The sequence below is a fragment of the Clostridium neuense genome, from assembly GCF_045310695.1.
Taxonomy (GTDB): Bacteria; Bacillota; Clostridia; order Clostridiales; family Clostridiaceae; genus Clostridium_S; species Clostridium_S neuense.
Map to the genome: position 1 here is coordinate 126280 of NZ_JBJIAA010000014.1, position 25137 is coordinate 151416.

A 25137-nucleotide genomic window follows, 5' to 3' on the forward strand; every position below is an offset into this window, starting at 1 on the left:
CTACTTTCCTCCTTTACTTCTCTGGACAATCCATATTTATTCTAAGTGTCTTTAATGCTCTGTGTAGATAAGTCTTAACCGTACCAATTGGACACTTCATTACCTCTGAAATATCTTCAAAGGTCATGTCCCTAAAATATTTAAGTACTATCACAGTTCTATACTTATCATTTAGTAAATCTACAGCTCTATATAAATCTATATTTCCTTCAATATCTTCATCTTTTACCGCTTTGTTTAAAAGCACATTTTCACTGCCGTTTACAAATATTTTTTTCTTCTTTAGCATATCAACAGCACAATTAATGAGTATTCTTGTAAGATAAGTATTAAAGAACTGTGGATTTTTTAGCTTCTTAATTGAAGCGTAAGATCTATACACAGTTTCACTTACTATATCAAGTGCATCTTCTTTATTTTTTACGTATATGTATGCTGTTTTGTAAAGTACATCTTTTCTTTCATACATAAGCTTTGCAAAGGCTTCTTTGTCCCCTGACTTTGCAAGAGTAATAACCTCTTCCTCACCCAAATTTTTCACTTCCTTTAAATTCATTCTAAACATTAGACTAAGATACTTATGTTTTGGTTTCACACAAAGGAGAAATAACATTAATTTAATTATAATCCGAAATAATGAGAACAAAATACAAGAGTAGAGAGTAAGAAGTAGAGTGTAGAGTGAATGATAATTTTCTGCTTTGGCAGAAAATCTAAAACTTATTGCTGACGCCATTTCAAGATAATACCATATTATATTCATTCAGTCAGCTGAACATCATTCTACGTTTTTTTATATAATTTAGATTTATCTGACGAGAGGAAGATCAACATATACAAGGTTTGGACAAAGTCCATTATCCTTCTAGAACTAGATATTTATAATCTTTTCATTCCTTCACTCTACTCTTCTTTAAAGTTTGCATTATTTTTATAGCACAAAAAAAACAAGCACCATCCCCTCATAGTGCTTGTTTTTTTACATCGGTTTTCTATAAAATTTTATCTAAAAATGCTCTAGTTCTATCTTCCCTAGGATTTGTGAAAATTTCTTCTGGAGTGGCTTCCTCTACTATTTTTCCGCCATCCATAAATATTACTCTATCAGCAACTTCTCTTGCAAAGCCCATTTCGTGAGTAACAACAACCATTGTCATGCCCTCTTCTGCAAGTCCCTTCATTACTCCTAAAACCTCTCCAACAAGCTCTGGGTCAAGAGCAGATGTAGGCTCATCAAACAGCATTATATCTGGTTCCATGCAAAGTGCTCTTGCAATAGCAACTCTCTGCTTTTGTCCACCAGAAAGCTTTGAAGGATAGACATCAAGCTTATCACTTAATCCAACCTTTGCAATAAGCTTTTCTGCTCTTTCTCTTACTACTGCACTATTTTCTTTTTTTACAGTAATAGGTGCTGCCATAACGTTTTGTATAACCGTCATATGTGGAAATAGATTAAAGCCTTGAAAAACCATTCCAGTTTTCTCTATTATCTCTCTATATTCTTTTTTATTCTTTAAATCCAAGGTTTGGCCTTCTATTGTAACTTCACCTTCTTCTGGAACTTCAAGATGATTTAAACACCTTAAAAAAGTACTCTTTCCTGAACCAGAAGGTCCTATTATTACAAGAACCTCTCCCTTGTTAACATTAATATTCAAATTTTCAAAAACCGTAAGCTTGCCAAATTTCTTAGTTAAACCTTTAGCTTCTATCATTAACGTACTAGCCATTTCACTAGCTTCTGCCATTAACATACTAATCCTCCCCTTAATAAACTGATAGTTTCTTTTCTACACGTGAGAACAAGAAAGTAAATACAGTCGTCATTATAAGATAAAAAACACCTGTCATAACATATGGAGTAACCGCATCACCAGAAGCTGATACAAAGAGCTGTGCCTTTCTTAAAAGCTCTTCCATTGTTATTACTGAAACTAAAGAAGTATCTTTAATTAGGGCAATAAACTCATTTCCCATTGGTGGAATTATTACTCTAAAGGCCTGCGGTAAAATTATCTTTTTCATAGTTTGAAAATAGGTAAAACCAAGTGCCCTTGAAGCTTCAAATTGTCCCTTATCTATAGCTAAAATACCACTTCTTATTATCTCCGCAACATATGCTCCCGAATTCAAACTAAGTCCAAGTATTGCAGCTTGTATAGATGTAATTTGAATTCCTAAAGATGGAAGTCCATAATAAAACACATAGAGTTGAAGCAAAAGTGGTGTTCCTCTAAATATCCAGGTATAAAAAGCACCTATATAGTTTAACACCTTATTAGATGAAATCTTTAATATAGCAATTATAAGTGCAATTATGCATCCACATATAATTGCTATTACAGTAAGTTCAACAGTTACAACACTTCCATTTAAAAGCACTGGTAACACCTTGTTTAGTGAACCAAAATCCATAAAAAAATCTCCCTCCATCAGCCACTTATAGAAATTATAAAGTCTTTAATATCTATATATGTTCATTGCATTTTTATTCAATCAAAATTAAATATTTATACATCATTTAAAATTAATTATACATAAAATTTAACCATTAATCAATTACTTGTGCATAAAAATTGATTCCAGCATTGGATATTTATTATAGTAATTTTATATTAATAACCTTTTTTTACACTTACTATATTGTTTAGCTTTTCACTTCTTTTATATTTCAACATGTTGTTATAAATAAGCTCATACAACCTCTTGTCCTTATTTTGAGAAACCCATGAATTGTGCGGAGTTATTATAACATTATCAAAGCTCCACAGAGGATTTTCATAATCAAGAGGTTCTTTTTCAAATACATCCAAGGCTGCCGCAGCTATTTTTTTATTTGTGATATTCTGAATTAATTTTTCTTCATCAACTACCTCTCCTCTTGATGCATTTATAAAAGTAACTCCATCCTTCATAGCTGCAAATTCCTTTTCTCCTATAAAATGAAAAGTACCTTTAGTAAGCGGTAATAAACAGATTACAACATCACATTGTTTAAGCATAATCTCAATTTCATTATTTGAGTAACACTTATCAAAATAATCTACTTGCCTTCCACTTGTATTAAGTCCTAAAGTTTCTACTCCAAAGCCTTTAAGTCTTTTTGCTGTCTCAACTGCTATGCTACCTGTTCCCACTATTCCAACAGTACTTTTATATAGCTCTCTAAGTGAAGAATTTAGCTTCCAGAGCTTCTTTTCTTTATTTTTATAGAAACTATAACTTTGCTTAAAAATATCAAGTATGGCAGATATTATCCATTCTGCTATGGGTATACTGTAACTATCACTATTATTTGTTAGAATAATATTCCCCTCTTCTACTTTCTCCTTTGGCACCTGATTAATGCCATCACTGATAAGTTGAATCCATTTTAAATTTTTCATTTTGCCAATATCTAAACTTTCAAAAGCATTATAAGTTACCAGCATTTCTACATCTTTTAGTTCATCTGTATATTCTAAAGCCCTCTCTTTACCTTTAATTATTTCATAACCTAGATCCTCTAACTTATTCATTTTTTCCTTTTCAAAAGTATAAGTAAATAATGCTTTAATTTTCATATATAATCCCTCGCTAATCAGCTTTCTTATTTCCACTTTGTTAATCATCAGTGTTGTTTTTTATTAATATGTTACCATATACGGCTTATTTTTTCAACATGGTTATTAGATTTATTCTTTACTTATATATTATTAATTTACAAGCTTATGGTACCTCATTTCTAGAGATTAACTTTTTATTATGATAAAGCGGAATAACAATGCTTGGGAACATAAAAAAAAAATTCCTCCGTACCTACGGAATTTTAAGTGCTAATCTTTGTAATCACTTAAATTTTTATCCCAATTTCTCCAACGCAGTAATTAGTTATATTATCTGTATGATTATAAATTTCATCATTCTCTAAAATACTTGTGAGCAAACTTAATAAACTTGCTTTCGGATAATATTTCATGTGTTACAAACTTACCATTATAGAAAAGGCTGTAGGTTGTAAAGGGTGATGGTGCATTTTTAGCACTTTCTAAACTTTCATGTTTGTGTACAACTAGCTCCACTCCGAATTTACTGGCCGCCTCTTTTACTATTTCTACATATTTTTCTGTATAAGGGCATTGATTAGAATAATATATAGTAAGGCCCTTTTCTAAAATCTTGCTTTCTTTCGCACAAGTTTTAAATGATGGCTTTTCTGCACCTTCTTCAAAAGGAAGATACAAAAGTTCATAATAAGGCTTTGCTGTATCTGCAACTTTAAACCCTTTATATTTCATATAGTTTCCATCACTTAAATATGGTAACTTCTTTTTTGATGAAAGCACTGCAATTCCCTTTTTACCTTGAACCTTACTATCCTTAATACATTCATTTAAAAGGATATTTGCTATTCCTTTGCCTTTATATTGTCCAGAAACCCAGAAGCAATCAATAACCATATATCCATCTGCATTAATTGGATACCATGCCTTTTCGCTAGGTATGTACTCTATAAAAACCTTTGCCCTTACATTTGCCTTTTTAAAAATAAGACCATCTTTAAATCTTTCCTTTAGCCATTCTTTTTTAAGTTTAACGCAATTTTCTCCTCTTTTATCAGCAATGGCACAACATATGTGTTCCTTATCTATATTATTTTCTGTAACCTGAATAAGCTCCAAATTAATCACCTCATTTTTTTAATAATAGCATATATAATATGACAGGAGTATGACATATATTGTGAAGTAACAATGCTTCGTCGCGTTAAAAAAAGCCTATAAATCTAAGGTTGAAAAATCATAAAATCCTAAGATATTTCAATAACTCGCTAGAAAAATGCTCAGGCAAATTGAAATATCTAAGTATTTTATGATTTTTCAACTAAGATTTATTAGAATTTTTTTAAATCGTTCCTTCAGCATTATTACTTTACTCACACGGTAGTGCAATGTGGATTTATCTTTCGTTTCTCTCAGATAAATCTTAGAACTTATTAATATCAGCTGCGCTGAATATTATGTTTTAAGCCATGCGAAAGCATTAAGTTTAAGATTTTTTAAAGCGATAGCGGAAAAAAATCAACCTTAACTGTCCTCTGTCAGCTGTCCATTGTCAACTGATATATTTTCATATAACCAACATGTTCCAAAATACAATTCAGCTAATTTTAATATTCTAAGTTGTTTATCTATAAGTTTCTCATCTCATGTTATAATTTTCATATACAAACTTCATTTTTCAGAAGGAAGGAAATGCTATGAAATCTAAAGATCCATACGCAGGGATGCTATTAAAATTAGAAAGAATAAAACAAAATAAAGGTCAAAAAGAAATTTGCTTTGGAATTTGTGTTCCAAGTTATTTAAGTAAAATAGAACGAAATTTAGTGCAAGCTGATGAAAAGATTTTACAGGAATTATTTGAACGATTAAACATAAAATATTGCTTTAAAGAAGAATTTATAACCAAAGCCGCTAATTTAATTAATACATACTTTAAAAATCAATTTTATGGACTAGATAATAAGAAAATATTTTGTGAGCTTAAAGAGTCAAGTGCAGAATTAAACTACAGTCCGCTTGCAATTGACTGGTTGCTTATACAAGGCTTTGAAAAAAATAAAAATGTAATTCCACTTCTCTCTCAATTACAAGATGTAATGTCAGAACATCAACTTGCCTTGTATTATATTATTCAACCTTTAGAGATTAAGGATGCAAATAAAATGCTAAAGTCATATAAAAAATCTTATAGAATTTTGGAAAACAGCTATAGTCTTTTATATGTAATGGAAGCTTATTTTCTTTTAGGTCAATATGATAAAGTAAATGAGTGTGCTAACCAATGTATTTCTATAGCTTTAGAAGAAGGTAATACCTGGGCTTTAGCTGAATGCTTTGATATGCAGGGATGTGTTTATGCTGCATTAAATGTTGAACCTTTGATGCTGCAATTTTACAAAAGGTGCATTAACCTACTTCAAAATACACTCTGGAAGGAAAAATTAAGTGGAACCTATTATAACATTGGCGCTGTATACTTACAAAATGGCAAATATGAATTAGCAATGCAATACCTTAATAAGGTAACGGAATTAGAATGTGATTTCCTTTTGAATCATAAAAAAGCACTTGTTAAGATAAGAAGTTGACATAGTGAAGAAGCAAAAGATTTTCTTGAAATAATGAAAAACTGGCTTCTTAATAAAAATGATGTTGAAGTTGAAAAACTAATGTATGAAGAAACACTTATGGAAATGAACAAAAACTTCTTATCAAATCGCCATTTTATAAGTCTTCTTGAAAAACTCATGTTATCAATAAAAACCGACAAACATTTAGGATATTACTTATTTTACCGAGACCTTTTAAAAGAAGCTTATTGCAAACAGCGAAAATATAAAAAAGCACTAGAGCTAAAATAAAGTACAATTTCCTAAAAAGTTATAAAATACTTAATTAAGCAGTGAAAACAGTTTCAACTATATTATCAGTTATAGGTGGTCAAGCAATGGATTTGCCTATCAGCCTACTTGTTTTTGATAAAACAAAATCTACTTTTTTATCGGCTATTATAATGGTATGTGGTATGCTTCCAAACATCCTTTTTTCAATTGCCGTTTCACCAATTATTGATAAGGGAAGTAAAAAGAAATGGATTGTTAGATTAGATATTTTAATGGCTGCAATATATCTTTTAACAGGAATTTATGTTTTAAGTCATCCATTTAATTACGCTCTCTATGTTATTTTCACTCTAGTTGTAGGCACAATTTCTGTGTTTTATCACCTAAGTTATTCCTCCTGGTATCCTGATCTTATTCCAGCTGGAATGGAACAAAAAGGATATGCCGTTAGCGGAACTATTTACCCAACAGTTTCAATTATCATGGCACCATTTGCAGCCTTCCTATACAAAAGTCTTCCACTTGGATATATCTTTATAGCAGTTTCTGCCTTAACCTTAATTGCTGTTATATCTGAAGTAAACATTACAGAAACAAATTCAAAAGTTGCTGAGAAATATGATTTTAAACAGTATAAAGAAGATATAAAAGAAGGCTTTGCTTTTTTAAAGAAGGAAAAAGGAATAAGAAATATATATACTTACATGAGCATTACTAACGGAGCATCAGATGGTATTTCTGTTATAACTCAGGCCTTTTATCAAACGCAGCCTTGGCTTACCGTAACAATGCTTGGTTTCTTAAAAAGTGCCGAAACCTTAGGCAGGGTACTTGGAGGACTTTTTCAATACAAAAAAGACATCCCTACAAGCAAAAGATATTCTTTAACAAAATTTATTTATATATTTTACGATTCAATGGATTCAATTTTACTCTTTATGCCCTATCCTTTAATGCTGATTAATAGATTTTTGTGTGGAGCACTTGGAACAACTAGTGCTACTTTAAGAGAAGCTGCCGTGCAATCCTACTTGCCACAATCAATAAGAACAAGAATCAATGCATTTTTTAATGTTGTATTTGCTGCTGGTGATATTGTTTTTCAACTTGCTGCAGGTTATTTAGGACAATTTTTCTCATACAGAATTGTGGCTTTAGGTTTAGGATTGTTTACTTTAAGTAGTGTGTTTATATTCATTTGTATTCCAGCTAGTGAAAATCGTAAGGTTTATGAAGCAAGTAGAAGCTCCTTGCATTGAAAAAAACTTTTGGAATGATAATGAATATAAATGTAAAACTTGGATACCAATAAAAAGAATATCTTAGTATCCTCTACTTGTAATAGTGAGCTCTTATTGATATTATTAGCGGACATACTAAAATACATATAAAAAATAAAATAATATATACGATAACTGCATTTAAAGTTTTAGGAAAAAAGCCAAATGCAATAGAAACGATCCCCCCCATAACCCAAAATGGACTTGATTTCCTATGTGTTATATCCCAAGCTTCTTTATCTTTTAATATCCAGGGAAATTTTATTCCAATACCAGCATTATTAAACTGTATTTTAGGCAGTACTAGCCCCAAAATAATAAATAATGCACCTATTATACTAAAAATTGATGTCTCTGTAACATCTTTGCTGTTAGTGTTTATAAAACCACATATTAAAATATAAATTATTGGCATCAACCATTTTAGAAAAATAGTAAAGCTTCTAACTTCCACCTCACTACCATAGTTTTTCTTATCAACGATAATATTTAGTAATATATTAGAAATTATAAAAAAGACTAATATTGCAACTTGAACTCCCAAACTCACTTTACTAACATCTAAGTTTTTATTGAAATACATAAACACAAAAAATCCAATAGACAAAATCGTACCAAATACTATAGACAAATAAGAAAAACCTTGTGTCTCTTTTTCCATAATCACCAACTCCTATATTATAGATTAGCTACATAATATGAGTTTCTTATAATACTTATATTCTAACTTAAATATCATCCTATATTTATAATATATTACTTTTATTGTAACTTGTAAACATTGGACTGATGATACTCCGTACAAAAATAAAAAGACCAAGCATCAGATTATCTCCAATGTTGGTCTTACTTATACTTTAAATTATTTTTCGCTGCTTTTAGCCCTATATGAGTATATAATAAACCCAATGCAAGCAAGCACTCCTAATCCACTTACAAGCTGTGCTACTCTAATAGGTCCAAGCATTAGGCTATCTGTTCTAAGTCCTTCTATAAAGAATCTTCCTAATGAATATAACCCTACATAAAGAAAGAACACCAAACCATTTTTCTTGCTTTTCCTTAATACTACAAGCAATATGATAAAAGTAATTAAATTCCATGTAGATTCATATAAAAATGTAGGGTGATAATAGGTTCCGTCAATAAACATTCCCTTTTGAATAAACTTAGGAAAATGCTGTATAAACTTTGCGCTTACAGGACCGCCATGAGCTTCTTGGTTAAAGAAATTCCCCCATCTTCCCATTGCTTGAGCTATTATTATAGATGGTACAATTACATCCATAAGTTTTAAAAAATTGACTTTCTTACGTCTACACATTATAAATGCAGTACCCATACCAAATATAAGTCCTCCATGTATAGCAAGACCGCCATTTCTTATATTAATCATTTCTAATATGTTTCCATTGTATGTATTAAACTGAAATATAACATAATATAATCTGGCACCAATTATTCCTACAATAAGTGAAACAAGGGCTATATCTATTATAGTATCATAATCAATATCTCTCCATTTACAATTAAAATAAGCTGCTATAAAACCTATTAAAACGCCTGTTGATATTAATATTCCATACCATTTTATAGCAAACCCAAAAACTGAAAATGCAACTGAATTCATACTTCCACTTCCTATTCTAATTTAATTAAAAACTCCTACAATAAAGGCGAAAAAAGTCTGCTAAATCCTTCTTTAGTCTTATTCCATGTTCCTCTTGCTTTATACTTTTCCATTGTTACTATTTCCGATTTTTTCATATCATCCTCAAAAATGCTTATACATTTCTCAGCAAACTCTGTATCGTATATAAATGCATTTATCTCAAAATCAAGAGAAAAACTTCTTATATCAAGATTTGCAGTACCAAGAGAAACTATCCTTCCATCTACTGCTACCATTTTTGAATGTAAAAACCCCTTATACAAGTATACCTTAATACCATAATCAAGTAAATCCTGAATGTAGGATGTAGTTGCATGATATACAAAATTTTTATCTGGAGTTAAAGGCAGCATCATTCTCACATCAACTCCAGACATAGCCGATATTTTAAGCGCCTCCAAAAATGAATCATCAGGTATAAAATATGGAGTTTGAAGATATACTCTATCTTTAGCAGAATTGATCATTTTTATATAACCCATCTTTATTTGCTCACCAGTTAAATCAGGGCCACTTGCAACAATTTGAACTCCTATTTTACCTTTACCGCCTCTATTGTGAAAAAACTTTTTTAACCTATTATCCTCATTTACAGTTTCATCCTTAGTGGCATAATACCAATCCATCAAAAACCTTTCCTGAAGAAACATAACGGAAGTTCCCACAATTCTAATATGAGTATCTCTCCAAGGCCTCAGCTTTTTATATTTTCCCTTCGCCTCGCCCATATACTCATCACCAATATTTATGCCTCCTACATATCCGATGCTTCCATCTATTACAACTATCTTTCTATGATTTCTATAATTTATACTGCAGTAGGTCCCAAAGCTAAGGGGAAAAAATCTTGTCACCTTTCCTCCAGCCTTTTTCAATTTATCAAACATCCTAGAAGGTGTGTGAAAGCTTCCAATATGATCATACAAAACTCGTACTTCTACCCCCTGTTTAGCCTTCTTGGTAAGTAAATCTACCATTTTTCTGCCTATAGTATCATTTTTGATAATAAAATATAAAATATTTATAGTTTCTTTTGCATTTTCTATGTCCTTTAAAAGAGCTTCATATTTATCCTTTCCATTTGTAAAAATACTAACTTCATTATCCTGAGAATATATGCTTCTATTTGAGTTTATATTCATTTCTATAATATCTTTATATTCTGCAATATTTGCATCATTAAATAATTCATCGTCATTATTAAGTAAATATTTTTCCTCTATTAACCAGCTATTATATACAGTATCATACTCCTTTTTTAAACGAAATATCCTTTTTTGATTAGGTCTCAAATTTCTTCCAAAAACAAAATACAATAAAAAACCCAGTATAGGAATTAAACTAAGTATAAAAATCCACACAGTAGCAGTTAGCGGCTTTTTTCTTTCTACAAAAATCGTTATAACAATGGATATAAAATTTATAAAATATATTATTCCTATGGTAATCGCAAAGGGCGAAATTTTCATATTCTCACTTCCTTCCTACCTTTTGTATAAAACACATATATCAAATTCTAACATATCTATGCAAAAATTTTAAGTAATTTATTGATTAACTTTATATATAATATGCCAAAAAACAAAAATTGCGATGTACTTGAACCTACTTACATCGCAATTTTAAACTATGCTTTATCATTATAAAGTACATGTTTCACTATAATTCTAGTTGTACCAATAAAAAATAATCCATATATTAAACTAAATATAATAATACTAATTACAGCCGGAAATATTATATTATATTTTAGCATTTTACTTAACACGGATATGGCGGAGCAACTGTGAATTATTCCTACTACTAAAGGAAATATATAAGATATTCCTACTTGTTTGAAAACAGCTTTTGTAATTTCACTTTCTGTCATTCCAATCTTTCCAAGCATCTCGTACTTGTACTTATCTGTATTGCTTTCACTTAAAAACTTAAAACAAATTATACTTCCTGTTGCAATAATAAATACAAATGACAAAAACCCTCCAAAGAAATAAACAAGTCCAGTAAGTGGAAGAACACTTTGTTTTTGAGCCTTTGCATAAGGTGCATACAAGCTTTTATCTAATATTCCTTTTACCTTTGTGAGCTTATTTGCAAGTGCTAATGTATCTTCAGGCTTACTAACCCTTAATCCCCTAAAATTATATTCTTTGAAATTATCTTTTATAGTATTATAATCCTCATCCTTCACTACCAAAGTAAATGCTGAAAGCCCAACGCCAAATAAAGGCGTTTTTATTTCTTTATCTACAGTATAATTAATATTATTTATCTCAAACCCTTTAGGCTTTTTTCCAAGAGATATTATTGTATTTGGTATATCTATAAGTATACTATCTTTTGTAGAAAGTTCTAAATCCTTAGCATCCTTAATCCCTAAGTTTGTGCTAGCTTTTTTTAAATCAGAAAGTTTAATTACAACAATTTCATTTTCCTTACTACTGTTACCACCAACTCTAATAAATTTATCTACCAATATAAAATTTATATTTTGATTAAGAAGCGTTTTTCTATTATCCTGATTTATTATAGTACTAACTTCCTTATTTGTTTTATTATCATTCACAGCTGTAATATAAGAAAATGTATATGGTTTTTGAATTTTATTGGAACTTTGGACAAAATATCTTATAGAATAGGAGGTTCCAAAAGCTGTAATTGCTGCTGTCACAAGAAGTGCAACTGTTGCTAAAACCTTATACTCACTTTTAATTTTGAACGCAATATTAGAAAAGCTTACTATGTTTACTCCATTGTAGAGAATGCTTTTTCTTTTTATAAAATGTTTCATGAGCATTAAATAAAAAGAACTAAAAAGCCAGTATGTTCCCACAATTACAGCTACAATAGAAATAAGTACACAAGAATAAAAGTCCAAATTTCCCCCATATGCATTGTACATAAAGTAATACGCAGTTCCAATTAAAATAACCGATAAAATAGCTTTAAAATAATTTACTTTTGGCACTTCTTCTTCCCTCTTTGAAGCATTAAAAAGCTCTATAAGTTTACTTCTAACCACATCTATATATCCTTTTATGGATGTAATAATAAATAAAACTAAAAATGTAGCAGCCGCCTCTATAAGAGCTTTAAAAGACAAATCAAACTTTATCTTAACATTTAATATAGAAACTTTAACTAAAAGCATCATAAAAAGCTTACTAAAAAGTACTCCTAAAAAAAGCCCCAAAGCAATAGAAAGAACTCCTATAAAAAATATCTCTATGGCAAACATCGATGCTACTTCTGAGTTTGAAATTCCCATAAAAGCATAAATTCCTATTTCCTTTTTCATCTGTTTTAAAAAAAGAGAATTAGAAAACCATATAAAAAACACTAAAAACAAAAGAAGTAAAATTATAACGGCATTAGCGATACTTTTTACATACATATTTAAGGACTGAACCTCTAGAAGCTGTTTATTATATTTAATAGATAAGAAATTATAATAAACAATTACAGAAAACATCATTGCAATAATATATAAAACATAACTCTTTATATTTCTTTTAATATTTTTATATGCAACACTAAAAGAGTTCACTTTCGCCACCTCCCATAGAAGCGACAAAATCTAATATTCTTTTAAAAAACTCTTTTCTATCTTTATTTTTATCAAGCCTTGCATAAATTTTACCATCTTTAATAAACAATATTCTCCTACAATAGCTTGCTGCAAAAGCGTCATGAGTAACCATAATAATTGTGGTTTTAAACTGCTCATTCATTCTTGTAAAACAGTTTAAAAGATCCGCAGAAGACTTTGAATCCAGTGCTCCTGTAGGTTCATCACCAAATATTACTGCTGGAGAAGTAATAAGTGCTCTTGCAGTTGCTACTCTTTGCTTTTGTCCTCCTGAAATTTGGTAAGGATACTTTAAAAGTTGACCTTCTATTCCAAAGAATTTGCTCAATTCACGAACTTTTTTTCTTATTTCATTTGAATTTACTTTATTTAATGCAAGTGGCAGTGCAATATTATCTTCAATTGTCATATTATCTAGAAGATTAAAATCCTGAAATATGAACCCTATATTATCTCTTCTAAACTTTGCAAGTTCCTTGTTCTTCATCTTTCGCATTTCCTTTCCCTTAAAGAAAAATTCGCCAGATGTAGGACTATCTATAGTTGAAATCAAATTCAAAAGGGTTGTTTTGCCTGCACCCGAGGCACCCATAATTCCTAAAAATTCTCCTTCTTCAACTTCTAAATCAATTCCATCTAAAGCAGTGTAGGTATTTTCCCTTGCACCATAAACCTTTTTCAAATCTATGGTTTCAATTACTTTTGCCATATTAATCAACCTCTCTTTAATTAGGTACTATAGATAAACCAGTTGACAATGGACAGTTAAGGATGATTTATCTTTCGCTTTTCTCAGATAAATCTTTGATTATAACTAATAATGCTCAGCTTTGCTAAGTAAGGAAAAGAGAAAACTTTAGTAAATTGGTGGCAGCATTAAGTTTTAGATTTTTCGTAGCGTTAACGGAGAAAAATCATCCTTCACTGTACTCCGTACTCTGTGCTCTAAACCCCATCTTAGTTTTCCAGAATAAACTTGGAGATTGTAATTTTAATATTTCAACTTGTCTATCTATAAAATTATACTAACCCAGATCAAAGGAGCCTTCCATCGAATTATGATTACATTTTTTCATTTAAAGTTACATCTATGTCACATTAAAGTAATCTGAAAGTTTATAGAATATCAAAATAAACTCAGTGTATTTTCCTTCTTTTGAATATACCTTTATATCATGTCCCATTCTTTTAAACATCTTTTTAGAAATATATAACCCTATTCCTGTTGACTTCTTAACTTTTCTTCCATTATCCCCTGTGAAACCTTTATCAAATATTCTTTCTATGTCCTTTGGTGCTATCCCTGTTCCATTATCTTTTATGTGAAGTTTAACATCTTTATTATGATCTTCCTCTGCCCATATCTTTATTTCTCCGCCTTCTCTTGAATACTTGCAAGCATTGTTTACAATCTGCTCCATTACGTATGACATCCACTTTTCATCAGTCATTACATTAAGCTTTAAATTTAAAAGCTGCAAATCGATTTTATTGGCTATAAAAAAAGAAGTATTCTTCCTTATAACTCCTCTCACCACTTTCTCGATATTAACCTCATTTATTTGCAAATCATTAGAATAACTTGACGCTCTGCTGATATACAATACTTGTTCTACTAAGAATGTCATTCTTTCAATTTCCAGCCTTAAATCTTCGGAGACTTTAGAAAGAAATTCGACATTATCCTCATCTTCTAGCTTGTCCGAAATTATTTCACATACAGACATTGGGAGTTTTATTTCATGGACCCACTTTATTATATAGTCATTTACATCATCTAAACTTTCCTTAAGTTCCTTAGTTTTGGCGTACATTTCATCATTTTTGTAATCAACTAATTTTCTCATAATATTACTATAAAAATCGTATTTCCTGGGTAATAAATTGTCGATATCACTTCCAAGATTAAGTGCCTCTACTAGATCACCATATTTATCCTTTCTCCTTTTAAATCCAAAAATCAAAAAAACTATTGCTATAAAAAGTATTAGTATATCCATATATACTATGTCACCTAAAGTCTCATTTATATTATTGCTCGTTACTAAAACAAGGTTACTAGTTGCAACTATCAAGACAAAAGCAAGTAAAGTTAACCTTATATCCTTCAAATACAATTTTAATGTCATGATATAATATACCCCCGCCCCTTTTTTGTCACAATAAAATCGCTAAGTCCCATATCAGAAATCCTGCTTCTCAATCTATTTATATTAACTGTGAGCGTATTGTCATTTATGAAATTATCGTCTTCCCATAATGCTCTCATTATTCTCTGTCTTGAAACTACCTTTCCTTTATTTTTTATAAGCACTTGTAGAATTCTAAATTCATTTCTCGTAAGTTCAATTTTATTATCCGCATAGCTAAAGGTATTTTCAGTTAAATTAAACACAGCTCCATTACATTCAATAACATCACAGGAATCACTTCCATATGAGTAAGTTCTTCTTAAAAGTGCATTTATCTTAGCAATCAAAATATCCATAGCAAAAGGCTTTGTTATATAATCATCTCCACCCATATTTATAGCCATTATCACATCCATATTAGAATTCTTTGAAGATGCAAATATTATTGGCACCTTAGATATTTCTCTTATTTTATTGCACCAGTAAAATCCATCAAAATATGGAAGCGTAACATCCATTATTATCAAGTTTGGCTTTATACTTGTATATTCTTTTACTATATTTTTAAAATCCTCAATCCTTATTGCTTCAAACTCCCACTTATGAAGCCTTTCACAAATTTGACCACAAAGTGAGTTATCATCCTCAACAACCATTATTTTATACATTCGCATCACCTTAAATTTAGAATACTTATTAATAATTAAAATGTCAATTTCTATAAAAATTATAGCAAAAAATACTTAAACTTATCTATAAAAACATTTACACCTAATTGTATAAATGATATCATATATAATAGGTAATTATTTTTGGATAATAAAGGAGTTTTTAACATGGACTGTGTTGAAATACTGTCACCTGGTGACAAGATAAAATTATTGAGAAGAAAATACAAATTAAAACAAGAAGAAATTTCTGGTGGAAAAATAACTAGAAATTTAATAAGTGAAATTGAAACCAACAAAGCCAGTCTGACTAGAAATACTGCCGAAATAATATTTGACAATTTAAATATACTTTCAAAAAAATATAAGTTTGATATTACCGAAACTGTTGATTATTTAATGGAAGACGAGCTTTATCAAGCTAATAAAATATTAAATAGTTACATAAATGAATTAAAAAGTGTTTTTCCCTACAAGGATAGAAGCTTCTCTAAAAAATTAAAGATTGTCGAGTCCTTCTTAATTAAATGGGATATAAAAGACAAAAAAATCCAGATATACGAACTTGCTGGAGATTATTTTAGCAGCATAAATGATTATTACAAAGGCGCTTTGTATTATGAAAAAGCATTTAATTTAATGGATAAGCTTATTTGCACCGAAGAATTATTAGGACTTTTAAAAAAACTATCAAAAGTTTATGCATATACAAATAAACATAATGAAAGCATTGAATGTGCTGAATTTGCACTGGATCACTTTCCAAACATGCCGAACTATTACAAAGCTTTATTTCTATATAATAGTTCAATCTCATTTAAAAAACTAAAACAATATAACAAAGCTATAAAAAATTTAGAAGCTTCAGAAAATTATATTGATAAAAGTAACTTAGATAAACTCATAGAAATTTGGAATAATAAAGGGACTTGCTTTTTAGATTTAAAAGAATATAAAAGAGCTCTTGAGATATTCTTAAAGATTTTCAAGTTAGTAGAAGAAAAAACTAATATGGATGAATTTATGATGACAATAACCAATCTAATAGAATGTTATATTGGATTAAATGATTCTGAAAATACAAATAAATATTTAAGGATCACACTTGATAATTTACAGGATTATCTTAATTCTAATAGCGAATATTGTCCTGAGGTATGTTGTGAACTTGGAGACATATTTAAAAATCTAAATGATTTAAAAAATGCTGAAATATATTATTCAAAAGCTCTAAAGTTTAGCAAAGAAGAAAAACTTTTTATTGAAGCTAAAAGAGCAATCTGTAATTTAATTGATATATGTACAGCCTTAGATAATGTAGAAAAAATAGATGAACTAGAAATAGAGACCTTTATCCTTTCCAACTTTGAGACATACTTAAATAATAATATTATGTATAAATTAATTAATTTTTATAGTACACATAATATGAATGCTAAAATAAACAGACTATGTAAATTAGCGACAAATTATAATTAGAAAGGAAGCGATTGTTATGAAATTAAAAAAATTATTTAAAAAATTATCAGAACACTACTCTTTATTTCTTTTTTCATTAACAATTATGAATATAGTCATATCCCTTCAAAGTATATATCACCCTTGGGATTAGTTTTAATTAAAACTAGCTCAATTAAAACTAATTTTAATTGAGCTAGTTTTTTATTCAATAGGATTTTCTGGTCCCCTCAACTTCAACTCATAAAAAACAAGGTCAAGCCACTTTCCAAATTTAAAACCCGATTTTTCTATTGTTCCAGCATACTCAAAGCCAAGCTTTTTATGTAATTCTATGCTCCCCACATTTTCGGAATCAATTGCCCCTACCATAATTGCATAGCCAAGCTCATTAGCCTCCTTGATTAGCTCTTCCATTAACTTTTTTCCAATTCCCTTTTTTCTATAAGCCTTATGTACATATACAGAATGTTCTAAAGAATACTTAAATGCAGGATAAGCTCTAAATTGCTCAAAGGTGGCAAAGCCAACAACCTTATTATTCTCCTCAAATACCAATACAGGCTGATTATTTTCCATTCTCTCGTGATACCACTGCCTTCTTTCTTCAATATCATGAGGTTTATATGCATATATTGCTGTAGTATTAAGTATTGCATCATTGTAAATCTCTAAAATAGCCGCCAAATCATTTTCTGTTGCCTTACGTATCATTTTTTATAGCCCCCTAAAACTTTATTTTAAAAAATTGCACAGACCTCATCTAGTCTGTGCAATATATATATAATCTTAACTACGATTCCTTATCTTTTTTATTGCAATTATAACTGGTACTACTATAACAACCGCAACAGCAGATTCTATAGAACCATTAAGCCCTGCAACACCAAATATAGCTTTTGCAGCACCGCTTACACTTATTTTTACAGTTCTCGCATACTGCTGAGCATATAAAAAATAAATCATTGAAAGAACTCCAACAGTATTTGTAAGTGTTCCAACAACAGCAGTTATGCCAATTCTAAGTGGCTCATTACACTTTTTAAGCAGTACATAAGTATAGTAAGAAGTAATCCCTATAAGAATTCTTGGCAGAATTGCAACTAGTGGATTCATAAACGCAAAAGAAAGTACACTAGGAGTCATCATATTTTGGATCATGCTAAATATTCCAAACATAAGTCCTACTAAGATTCCAACAATTGGCCCCTCTATAATTGCACCTATAATTACCGGAATATGCATAATAGTTGCATGAGCAATTGGAAATGGTATAAATCCATAACCAGTTAGTCCCAAAGTTACAGAAATTGCAGATAACAGCCCAACGATAGTAAGTTGCCTTGTCTCAAATCTTCCCTTGGTCAATACAGTTTTATTCAATTTTTCCCTCCGTTCTTATTCCACTTAAGGATATAAGTCGAATAATATAAATTAATTTTTATTTAGGCTACAGTTTCCGAAGAATACTGTTTCCAAAGAAATTCAAAATTATTATATCATATTATTTAAGCTTTTTTAATATAAAATAAAAAAAAAGATAGAACCTATATAAAGCTCTATCTTTTTATCTAATATTATTGCTGAACTACTTCATTAAACTTTTTTTCTATATTTGATTTATCCTTTGAAATGACAAAAATTATAAAATTTTGTCTATCCTGGAGTAAGTCATTTTTAATTAATTTGTACTCCTTAGGCGAGCTTTTCTTAAACTTATCAGCTTGTTCATTTAACCTTTTTTCTATCTTGTATCTAAGTTCTCCTATACTGCTTAAATATTTAACTTTAAGGACTAAAATTTCTTCTGCATTATTCTTAGACTTTGATGTATACAAAACAAAATCCTGCAGTTCAACTTTATTTATTTTATATAACTTTTCAAGCTCTTTACTATCCCCTTTTTTCAAATTGGACATATCACAACTAGTTTCAATTTGCTGATCTAGGTTTTTAACCGATACACTACCTTGATCTATGCAACCTGTAGTCACAAAAATTATTACAAATATAATGCTGAGTAACCTAAAAATCCTTCTCAATTAAACATCCCAACCATTTCATATATTACTTAGTCAACCAAACAGCATACCACTCGTTACTTAAAATTTTAATGAGTTTTTTCTAAATCACTAATGTTAACACTTCTGCTATGTATTGTATGATCCCATTCCTTATTATCTCTATCTAAAATTGCCTGTATACAAATAGGTAACCAGGTTATTATATAGATTGGCATTATTATGTAATATACTAGCACTTTAAAATCAAATTTTTTTTCAACAATTAGTAAAATAGGTGTGTAAAGATAAATTGCTATACCCACTAAAGATATTAATATAGCAAACAAATTAAAGTTTCCAGTAATCAATGCCTTATTATAATGGTATACATAATTGTAAGATTCTATAATGAGCTTAATTACACTTACAACTGTAGTTACACCAAAAATAATAAACAAAATAGGTTGAATAGTATAAATAGCACAATCTATTGCTGTAAGACTTCTCTTCTTAATACCTTGCTTTATAAGCTTAAAGAAATACCTACTACTTACATCTACAAACCCCTGCATCCATCTCTTTCTTTGCCTCCAAGATTGCATCAAAGTAAGAGGCTTCTCATCGTAAACAATTGCGTCATAAGCAAAATCAACTTTGTAGCCATTAGATACTAATTTACAAGTAAACTCTACATCCTCTGTTAAACAAGTTGCTCCCCATCCTAGCTTCTTAAGTATTTCAGTATCTATACAGCAACCGGTACCTCCAAGCTGAGCAGAAATTCCCATGTTATCTCTTGAAAGCTGAGCCATTCTGTTGTTTGCCCAGAAGGTTATAGAATAGCTTCCTGTGATCCAGGTATCTTTGGGATTTTTACTATCTAGGTAGCCTTGAATTACTTTACAGCCTTCGCAAAGCTTTTTATTCATTTCTTTTAAGAAATTTTTAGAAACAAGATTATCTGCATCAAAAATACAAACTGCATCGTATTTCTTATCCATATGAAATATTTTATCAAACATCCACTCTAATGCATAACCTTTTCCTTTTTTCTTATCATTAAATCTTTCATGAACTAACGCTCCAGCCTCTGTTGCCATTTGTGCTGTTTTATCAGTACAATTATCTGCAATTACAAATGTATCATATAATTCCTTAGGATAATCCAGATTATTGAAACTAACCAATATATCTTTAATAACCACCTCTTCATTATGAGCGGCTACTATTAATGCAAATCTTTTTTCAGGTTTTATGACATTTGGGCCCTTTTTTCTGTATAGTCCAAACAATGAAACAATCACGTAATATACTGAAAAAACCAAAGCAAAATTCGTCAATGTATTTGAAAGAAAGATCACTACGTTTTGGAATTCTTTCATTATTAGCCTCCTTAAATAAATTTTAAGTTTTCAAGTAACATAAACTATGTAAAATATTAATATCTCTAAGTATAATCTTAACATTATAATTATATATGTCTTATTGTTAAACGTCAAATAGACATTTAACAAATTTGTTACATTAATATTAATTAAATCTTGAAAATTAAAACCTTATTTTGAAGTGATTCTAGCTTACTGTTGCTTAAAACAGCCAAATTTCCATTATTTAGATATGATGCCCTTATAAACACATCCTTATCCTCACAGTTTACTAATTTTTCATTATTATTTCCAATTATTTTTATATAATCCCCATAGACAAGTCCTATATTTTTTCCATCAGATATAAAATCAGTTATTCCATACATACTTTTAATATCTATTTTTTCATAACTACCATCTAAATTGTACACAAAAAATTCATCATTATTTTCTTGTACAATTGCCTTATAAGCCTTAGGAAAAATATCAATTACATTTTTAAAGCTAATGTAACTGCAAAATCTATAAAATGCTGGATATAATCCCATGACCGCCTCCTCCTTAATGATTTCTAAACGATTTCTAGAAAAATCAACCTTACAAAAAACCATATTATATGAATCAAGTATTACAATATCATTCTCCCATAAATAAATTTCAGAAAAAAGTACGTCTTTTAGTCCATTTTCAATAAATATAGTTTTAACTTCATAATTATTAAGATTGATATGTACAAAACATTCATTTCCTGGACAAAATAAAAGCATCTCATTGTTTTTTTCATTAACGTAAGAATACTGTATAATAATATCTTTAAAAATGTTTAGTTTTTTGATTAGTTTTAGATTGTTATCTAATATTTCAATACCTTCGTATCCATCGTTAATTATAATTTTATCTAATACAGTTTCCATAAAATATACATCTTTTTCTTTAATTATCTCCATATATTTCTCATTCATAAATACAACCCCCTAAATGCTGTAAAAATAGTAATCCTTACATTTATTATATTTATCGTCTATTAATTAAAATTCTAAAAATTATTTAACTTATTTTTAGCAGCTTCTAGTAAGTTTCTTTTATCATTACTTTGGGGATTCTCAATAACTATTTCAAGTAAATAATTAAGCATTTTGCCTATAAGTCTTCCATCCTTTATTCCAATGTTCATTAAATCGCGACCGTTTACTGCTAGATCCTTTAATTTAAAACAATTACCTTCATCAATGATTTTTTTAAATATTTCTCTTGCAATATTGATTTTTTCCTGACGTTTTTCATAGTACTCTGGATTTTGTGCTTTTATATCTGCTTCTTTTACCTTGAGTAAATAAGCAAAGTTTTCCTCACCTATTTTGCTCAAAACCTTTCTAACCTGTTTTGCATTGTTTAATTCATAATCATGAAACCTTACAAGTACTTTTACCCTTTCTATTGAAGCATTATCATATTTTAATCTTTTCATTATGTCTTCTGTCATAAAAAAAGACTTTTCTGGATGACCATAGAAGTGATCTATGCCTCTTTCATCGGTAGTTTTACATGGAGGCTTTCCAATATCGTGAAAAAGCATAGTAAGTCTAAGTACTAAATTTTTTTCTACATGCTTTAAGGAATTTTCTATATGAACTCCTACATTATAAATATGGTTTGGATTGTTCTGTTCACATTTAAAACACCTTGAATATTCTGGGATTATATAATCCAGCAGCTTATAATCATATAATTTTGCTATATAATCTGGATTGTCCGACATCAAAATTTTATTTATTTCAATTTGTATTCTCTCTACAGACACATTCTTAATTCTGTCACATTTTGCCTTAATTGCTTCTGCTGTTTTTTCTTCAATTTGAAACCCTAACTGTGCTGAAAATCTAATTGCTCTAAGCATCCTAAGTGCATCTTCATCAAATCTTTTGCTTGGAGCTCCTACACATTTTACCATCTTATTATTTAAGTCCTCATACCCATTAAAATAATCCATGAGTCCAGCTTTTTCATTGTAAGCCATGGAGTTTATAGTAAAATCCCTTCTTGATAAATCCTCCTTTAGGTCATCTGTGAATTCAACATTATCAGGATGCCTTCCATCAGAATATTCTCCATCTATTCTAAAGGTTGTAATTTCATATCCATTGTCTTTAAGCCTCAAGGTTACAGTTCCATGCTTAAGTCCTGTAGGAATCACCTTATGTCCTTTACTCTCAAATATTTTTATCATATCCGCTGGTTTTGCTGAGGTTGCTATATCCCAATCATTTGGCTCCTTTAAAAGCAAACTATCTCTTACACATCCACCAACAACATAAGCTTTAAATCCATTCTTCTCAAGCACCTTTATAATATAACTAGGCTCCTCGGGTACTTTTATCATATAAAAACCACCTACTTACTACATATATTAATTATAATTTTACCACAATTAGATTTACCTTACATTCTACAACTATTTTTAACTTATTTAAAGCTTTTTATAGCCACAAAAATGCGCAGAATATCGACATTCTACGCATTTAAAAATTCTATTTAATTATCACCCTTTGTTACATCATATCCAAACCATTTATTTGATATTCTGGTTATGGTTCCATCCTTTTTAAGTTCATCGTATGCCTTTTGATAAGCATCCTTTAAAGCCTTATCATTTTTTCTAAAAGCAGCTCCTATTGGCTCTTTACCTAAATATTTTTCTACCTTTTTAAATTTTCCAGGATTTTTAACCATGTAATAATCACCAACCATTGGGTCAGCAACTACTGCTGCAATTCTGCCGTTTTGAAGGTCTAAGAAAGCATCTGTTGTAGCCTCATATTTCTTTACATCCTTAAGTCCTGAAAGCTTGCTTAAAGCATCCTGTGAAGTTGTTCCCGCCTGACAGCCTACAACCTTTCCTTTAAGATCATCTCCACTTTTTATTGAATTGTCACCACTTTTCAAAAATATAGCACAGCCTCCATTTATATAAGGCTCTGAAAAAAGCATCTTTTTCTTTCTATCTTCAGTTATACTTACAGTTGATTGTACAACATCAAACTTTTTAGAATTAAGTGCTAAAAATATACCATCGTAAGCATTTGTAACTATTTTAAGCTTAACTCCCATTTTTTTAGCTACTTCGTTTGCAACATCAATATCAAAGCCGGCTATTTTGTTATCCTTGTCTCTAAATTCCATAGGAGGATAATCATCTGAAAGTCCTACCTTTAGAACTCCCTCCTTTTTAACGTTGTCTAAAGAATTGTCCTTACTGCTGCTAGTACTAGAACACCCCGCAAAAATTGATATACAAAGCATTAAAGCCATTATTATTGATAATTTCTTTTTCATTATACTGCACCCCTAACTTAGAATATATACACGCCTATATTTAAATAAAAAATTTATATATGATGCTTCCATCAAAAGACAACCTACCTATATTGTCCTTTGCGTTCATGTATATTTATAAATATTTTAGCATATTAATTCAGATAATTCAATACCATAAAAAAAGATGCTAATTAAAGCATCCTTTTCTATTCAAAATATTCTATTCCAATAGCTTCACGAACTTCTCTTAGGGTGCTGCTAGCTACTTCCCTAGCTTTAGCACTTCCATCCTTTAGCATTTTATATACTGCTGGAATATCCTTTTCAAATTCTTTTCTTCTATTTCTTATAGGTTCTAATTGTGCCTGTAAAACCTCATTTAAATACTTTTTAACTTTAACATCTCCAAGTCCGCCTCGTTTGTAGTGTTCCTTCATTTCATTTATGGTTTCTTTATCTTCACCAAAAGCATCTAAATAAATGAATACAGGATTATTTTCAACTTCACCTGGATCTTCTACCCTTAAATGATTAGGATCCGTAAACATACTCATGACTTTCTTTTTTACTACATCTGGTTCATCACTTAAGTATATACAGTTTCCTATAGATTTACTCATTTTAGCTTTTCCATCAGTACCCGGAAGTCTTGCACAAGTTGAATCTGGAAGCATTACATTTGGCTCTACTAGAACTTCTTTTCCGTAAATAGTATTAAAGCTTCTTACAATTTCTCTTGTTTGTTCAATCATAGGAAGCTGATCTTCACCGACAGGTACAACTGATGCCTTAAATGCAGTAATATCAGCTGCTTGACTTACTGGATAAATGAAGAAACCTGCTGGAATGCTTTTGCCAAATTCCTTTTGTCTTATCTCTTCTTTAACTGTAGGGTTACGTTCAATTCTAGCTACAGTTACTATATTTAAATAATGCACAGTAAGCTCTGCTAGTTCTGGTATTTGTGACTGCACAAGTATAGTTGATTTTACTGGATCTATTCCAACTGCTAAATAATCAAGTGCAACCTGAATAAGACTATTTCTAATTTTTTCTGGATCTCTTGCATTGTCTGTGAGTGCCTGCTGATCTGCTATCATTATGTAGCTTTCATAAAGTCCAGAATTTTGAAGTTTAACTCTATTTTTTAAGGAACCAACATAATGTCCCAAATGTAACTTTCCAGTTGGTCTATCGCCTGTTAATATTATCTTTTTTTCCATATTAATTTACTCCTCAATATAAATTAAAATCTGCATAAA

At 29.8% G+C, this 25137-nt stretch carries 24 protein-coding genes; 4 read left to right on the forward strand and 20 right to left on the reverse strand.

All coding sequences use genetic code 11. The annotated features are described in order from the left end of the window. Window positions 1-13 precede the first annotated feature (13 nt). From ACJDT4_RS16770 to ACJDT4_RS16790, 5 genes are all read right to left on the reverse strand, one after another. Window positions 14-532 carry a sigma-70 family RNA polymerase sigma factor gene (locus tag ACJDT4_RS16770; protein WP_406788736.1) on the reverse strand — a complete coding sequence of 173 codons (519 nt, stop codon included), beginning with the start codon at window positions 530-532 and terminating at the stop codon, window positions 14-16. A gap of 460 nt (window positions 533-992) precedes the next feature. Then, a complete protein-coding gene (locus tag ACJDT4_RS16775) occupies window positions 993-1757 on the reverse strand; it encodes an amino acid ABC transporter ATP-binding protein (protein WP_406788737.1) in 765 nt (254 codons plus the stop codon). Between the two features lie 13 nt (window positions 1758-1770). Beyond that, window positions 1771-2418, reverse strand: coding sequence for an amino acid ABC transporter permease (locus tag ACJDT4_RS16780; RefSeq protein ID WP_406788738.1), 648 nt, complete (start codon window positions 2416-2418; stop codon window positions 1771-1773). Window positions 2419-2618: 200 nt separating this feature from the next. Then, window positions 2619-3566 carry a phosphoglycerate dehydrogenase gene (locus ACJDT4_RS16785; protein ID WP_406788739.1) on the reverse strand — a complete coding sequence of 316 codons (948 nt, stop codon included), beginning with the start codon at window positions 3564-3566 and terminating at the stop codon, window positions 2619-2621. Between the two features lie 336 nt (window positions 3567-3902). After that, on the reverse strand, window positions 3903-4664 hold the full coding sequence (locus ACJDT4_RS16790) for an N-acetyltransferase (RefSeq protein WP_406788740.1): 762 nt from the start codon (window positions 4662-4664) through the stop codon (window positions 3903-3905). A 578-nt stretch (window positions 4665-5242) separates the two neighbouring features. On the opposite strand from ACJDT4_RS16790, the gene ACJDT4_RS16795 reads away from it, so the two are divergent. Genes ACJDT4_RS16795 through ACJDT4_RS16805 form a run of 3 tightly spaced genes read left to right on the forward strand, consistent with a single transcriptional unit; the run spans window position 5243 to window position 7650 of the window. Beyond that, window positions 5243-6136 carry a hypothetical protein gene (locus tag ACJDT4_RS16795; protein WP_406788741.1) on the forward strand — a complete coding sequence of 298 codons (894 nt, stop codon included), beginning with the start codon at window positions 5243-5245 and terminating at the stop codon, window positions 6134-6136. A gap of 33 nt (window positions 6137-6169) precedes the next feature. Beyond that, on the forward strand, window positions 6170-6409 hold the full coding sequence (locus ACJDT4_RS16800; RefSeq protein WP_406788742.1) for a hypothetical protein: 240 nt from the start codon (window positions 6170-6172) through the stop codon (window positions 6407-6409). A 41-nt stretch (window positions 6410-6450) separates the two neighbouring features. Beyond that, complete coding sequence (locus ACJDT4_RS16805; RefSeq protein WP_406788743.1) at window positions 6451-7650, forward strand: MFS transporter; 1200 nt, start codon at window positions 6451-6453, stop codon at window positions 7648-7650. Between the two features lie 73 nt (window positions 7651-7723). Here the strand turns inward: ACJDT4_RS16805 and ACJDT4_RS16810 are convergent, their stop codons facing one another. From ACJDT4_RS16810 to ACJDT4_RS16840, 7 genes are all read right to left on the reverse strand, one after another. Beyond that, the gene (locus ACJDT4_RS16810) at window positions 7724-8332 is read right to left on the reverse strand and encodes an SdpI family protein (RefSeq protein ID WP_406788744.1); all 609 of its coding nucleotides are present in this window, start codon (window positions 8330-8332) and stop codon (window positions 7724-7726) included. 201 nt (window positions 8333-8533) lie between these two features. Continuing rightward, complete coding sequence (gene lgt, locus ACJDT4_RS16815; RefSeq protein WP_406788745.1) at window positions 8534-9301, reverse strand: prolipoprotein diacylglyceryl transferase; 768 nt, start codon at window positions 9299-9301, stop codon at window positions 8534-8536. Between the two features lie 35 nt (window positions 9302-9336). Next, on the reverse strand, window positions 9337-10812 hold the full coding sequence (gene cls, locus ACJDT4_RS16820; RefSeq protein WP_406788746.1) for a cardiolipin synthase: 1476 nt from the start codon (window positions 10810-10812) through the stop codon (window positions 9337-9339). Between the two features lie 158 nt (window positions 10813-10970). Then, window positions 10971-12890, reverse strand: coding sequence for an FtsX-like permease family protein (locus ACJDT4_RS16825; RefSeq protein ID WP_406788747.1), 1920 nt, complete (start codon window positions 12888-12890; stop codon window positions 10971-10973). Further along, window positions 12877-13641 carry an ABC transporter ATP-binding protein gene (locus ACJDT4_RS16830; protein ID WP_406788748.1) on the reverse strand — a complete coding sequence of 255 codons (765 nt, stop codon included), beginning with the start codon at window positions 13639-13641 and terminating at the stop codon, window positions 12877-12879. The genes ACJDT4_RS16825 and ACJDT4_RS16830 overlap by 14 nt, the downstream gene beginning before the upstream one ends. Before the next feature lie 379 nt (window positions 13642-14020). Beyond that, window positions 14021-15061 (reverse strand): sensor histidine kinase, encoded by a 1041-nt coding sequence (locus ACJDT4_RS16835; protein WP_406788749.1) that lies wholly within the window; start codon window positions 15059-15061, stop codon window positions 14021-14023. After that, window positions 15058-15732 carry a response regulator transcription factor gene (locus tag ACJDT4_RS16840; protein WP_406788750.1) on the reverse strand — a complete coding sequence of 225 codons (675 nt, stop codon included), beginning with the start codon at window positions 15730-15732 and terminating at the stop codon, window positions 15058-15060. The genes ACJDT4_RS16835 and ACJDT4_RS16840 overlap by 4 nt, the downstream gene beginning before the upstream one ends. Window positions 15733-15900: 168 nt before the next feature. Here ACJDT4_RS16840 and ACJDT4_RS16845 point away from each other — a divergent pair, with 168 nt between their 5' ends. Continuing rightward, window positions 15901-17211 (forward strand): XRE family transcriptional regulator, encoded by a 1311-nt coding sequence (locus ACJDT4_RS16845; protein ID WP_406788751.1) that lies wholly within the window; start codon window positions 15901-15903, stop codon window positions 17209-17211. Between the two features lie 183 nt (window positions 17212-17394). Here the strand turns inward: ACJDT4_RS16845 and ACJDT4_RS16850 are convergent, their stop codons facing one another. The 8 genes from ACJDT4_RS16850 to trpS form a co-directional block, all read right to left on the reverse strand. After that, window positions 17395-17904, reverse strand: coding sequence for a GNAT family N-acetyltransferase (locus ACJDT4_RS16850; RefSeq protein WP_406788752.1), 510 nt, complete (start codon window positions 17902-17904; stop codon window positions 17395-17397). A gap of 75 nt (window positions 17905-17979) precedes the next feature. Continuing rightward, window positions 17980-18573 (reverse strand): ECF transporter S component, encoded by a 594-nt coding sequence (locus ACJDT4_RS16855; protein ID WP_406788753.1) that lies wholly within the window; start codon window positions 18571-18573, stop codon window positions 17980-17982. Window positions 18574-18767: 194 nt separating this feature from the next. Next, window positions 18768-19232: a DUF4358 domain-containing protein gene (locus ACJDT4_RS16860; RefSeq protein WP_406788754.1), complete on the reverse strand. Its 465-nt coding sequence runs from the start codon at window positions 19230-19232 to the stop codon at window positions 18768-18770. Window positions 19233-19300: 68 nt separating this feature from the next. Next, the gene (locus tag ACJDT4_RS16865; protein ID WP_406788755.1) at window positions 19301-20575 is read right to left on the reverse strand and encodes a glycosyltransferase family 2 protein; all 1275 of its coding nucleotides are present in this window, start codon (window positions 20573-20575) and stop codon (window positions 19301-19303) included. Between the two features lie 152 nt (window positions 20576-20727). Beyond that, on the reverse strand, window positions 20728-21522 hold the full coding sequence (locus tag ACJDT4_RS16870; protein WP_406788756.1) for a hypothetical protein: 795 nt from the start codon (window positions 21520-21522) through the stop codon (window positions 20728-20730). A gap of 74 nt (window positions 21523-21596) precedes the next feature. Then, on the reverse strand, window positions 21597-22940 hold the full coding sequence (locus ACJDT4_RS16875) for a CCA tRNA nucleotidyltransferase (protein ID WP_406788757.1): 1344 nt from the start codon (window positions 22938-22940) through the stop codon (window positions 21597-21599). A gap of 152 nt (window positions 22941-23092) precedes the next feature. After that, the gene (locus ACJDT4_RS16880; RefSeq protein ID WP_406788758.1) at window positions 23093-23893 is read right to left on the reverse strand and encodes an ABC transporter substrate-binding protein; all 801 of its coding nucleotides are present in this window, start codon (window positions 23891-23893) and stop codon (window positions 23093-23095) included. Between the two features lie 188 nt (window positions 23894-24081). Beyond that, complete coding sequence (trpS, locus tag ACJDT4_RS16885) at window positions 24082-25098, reverse strand: tryptophan--tRNA ligase (protein WP_406788759.1); 1017 nt, start codon at window positions 25096-25098, stop codon at window positions 24082-24084. Window positions 25099-25137: the final 39 nt, after the last annotated feature.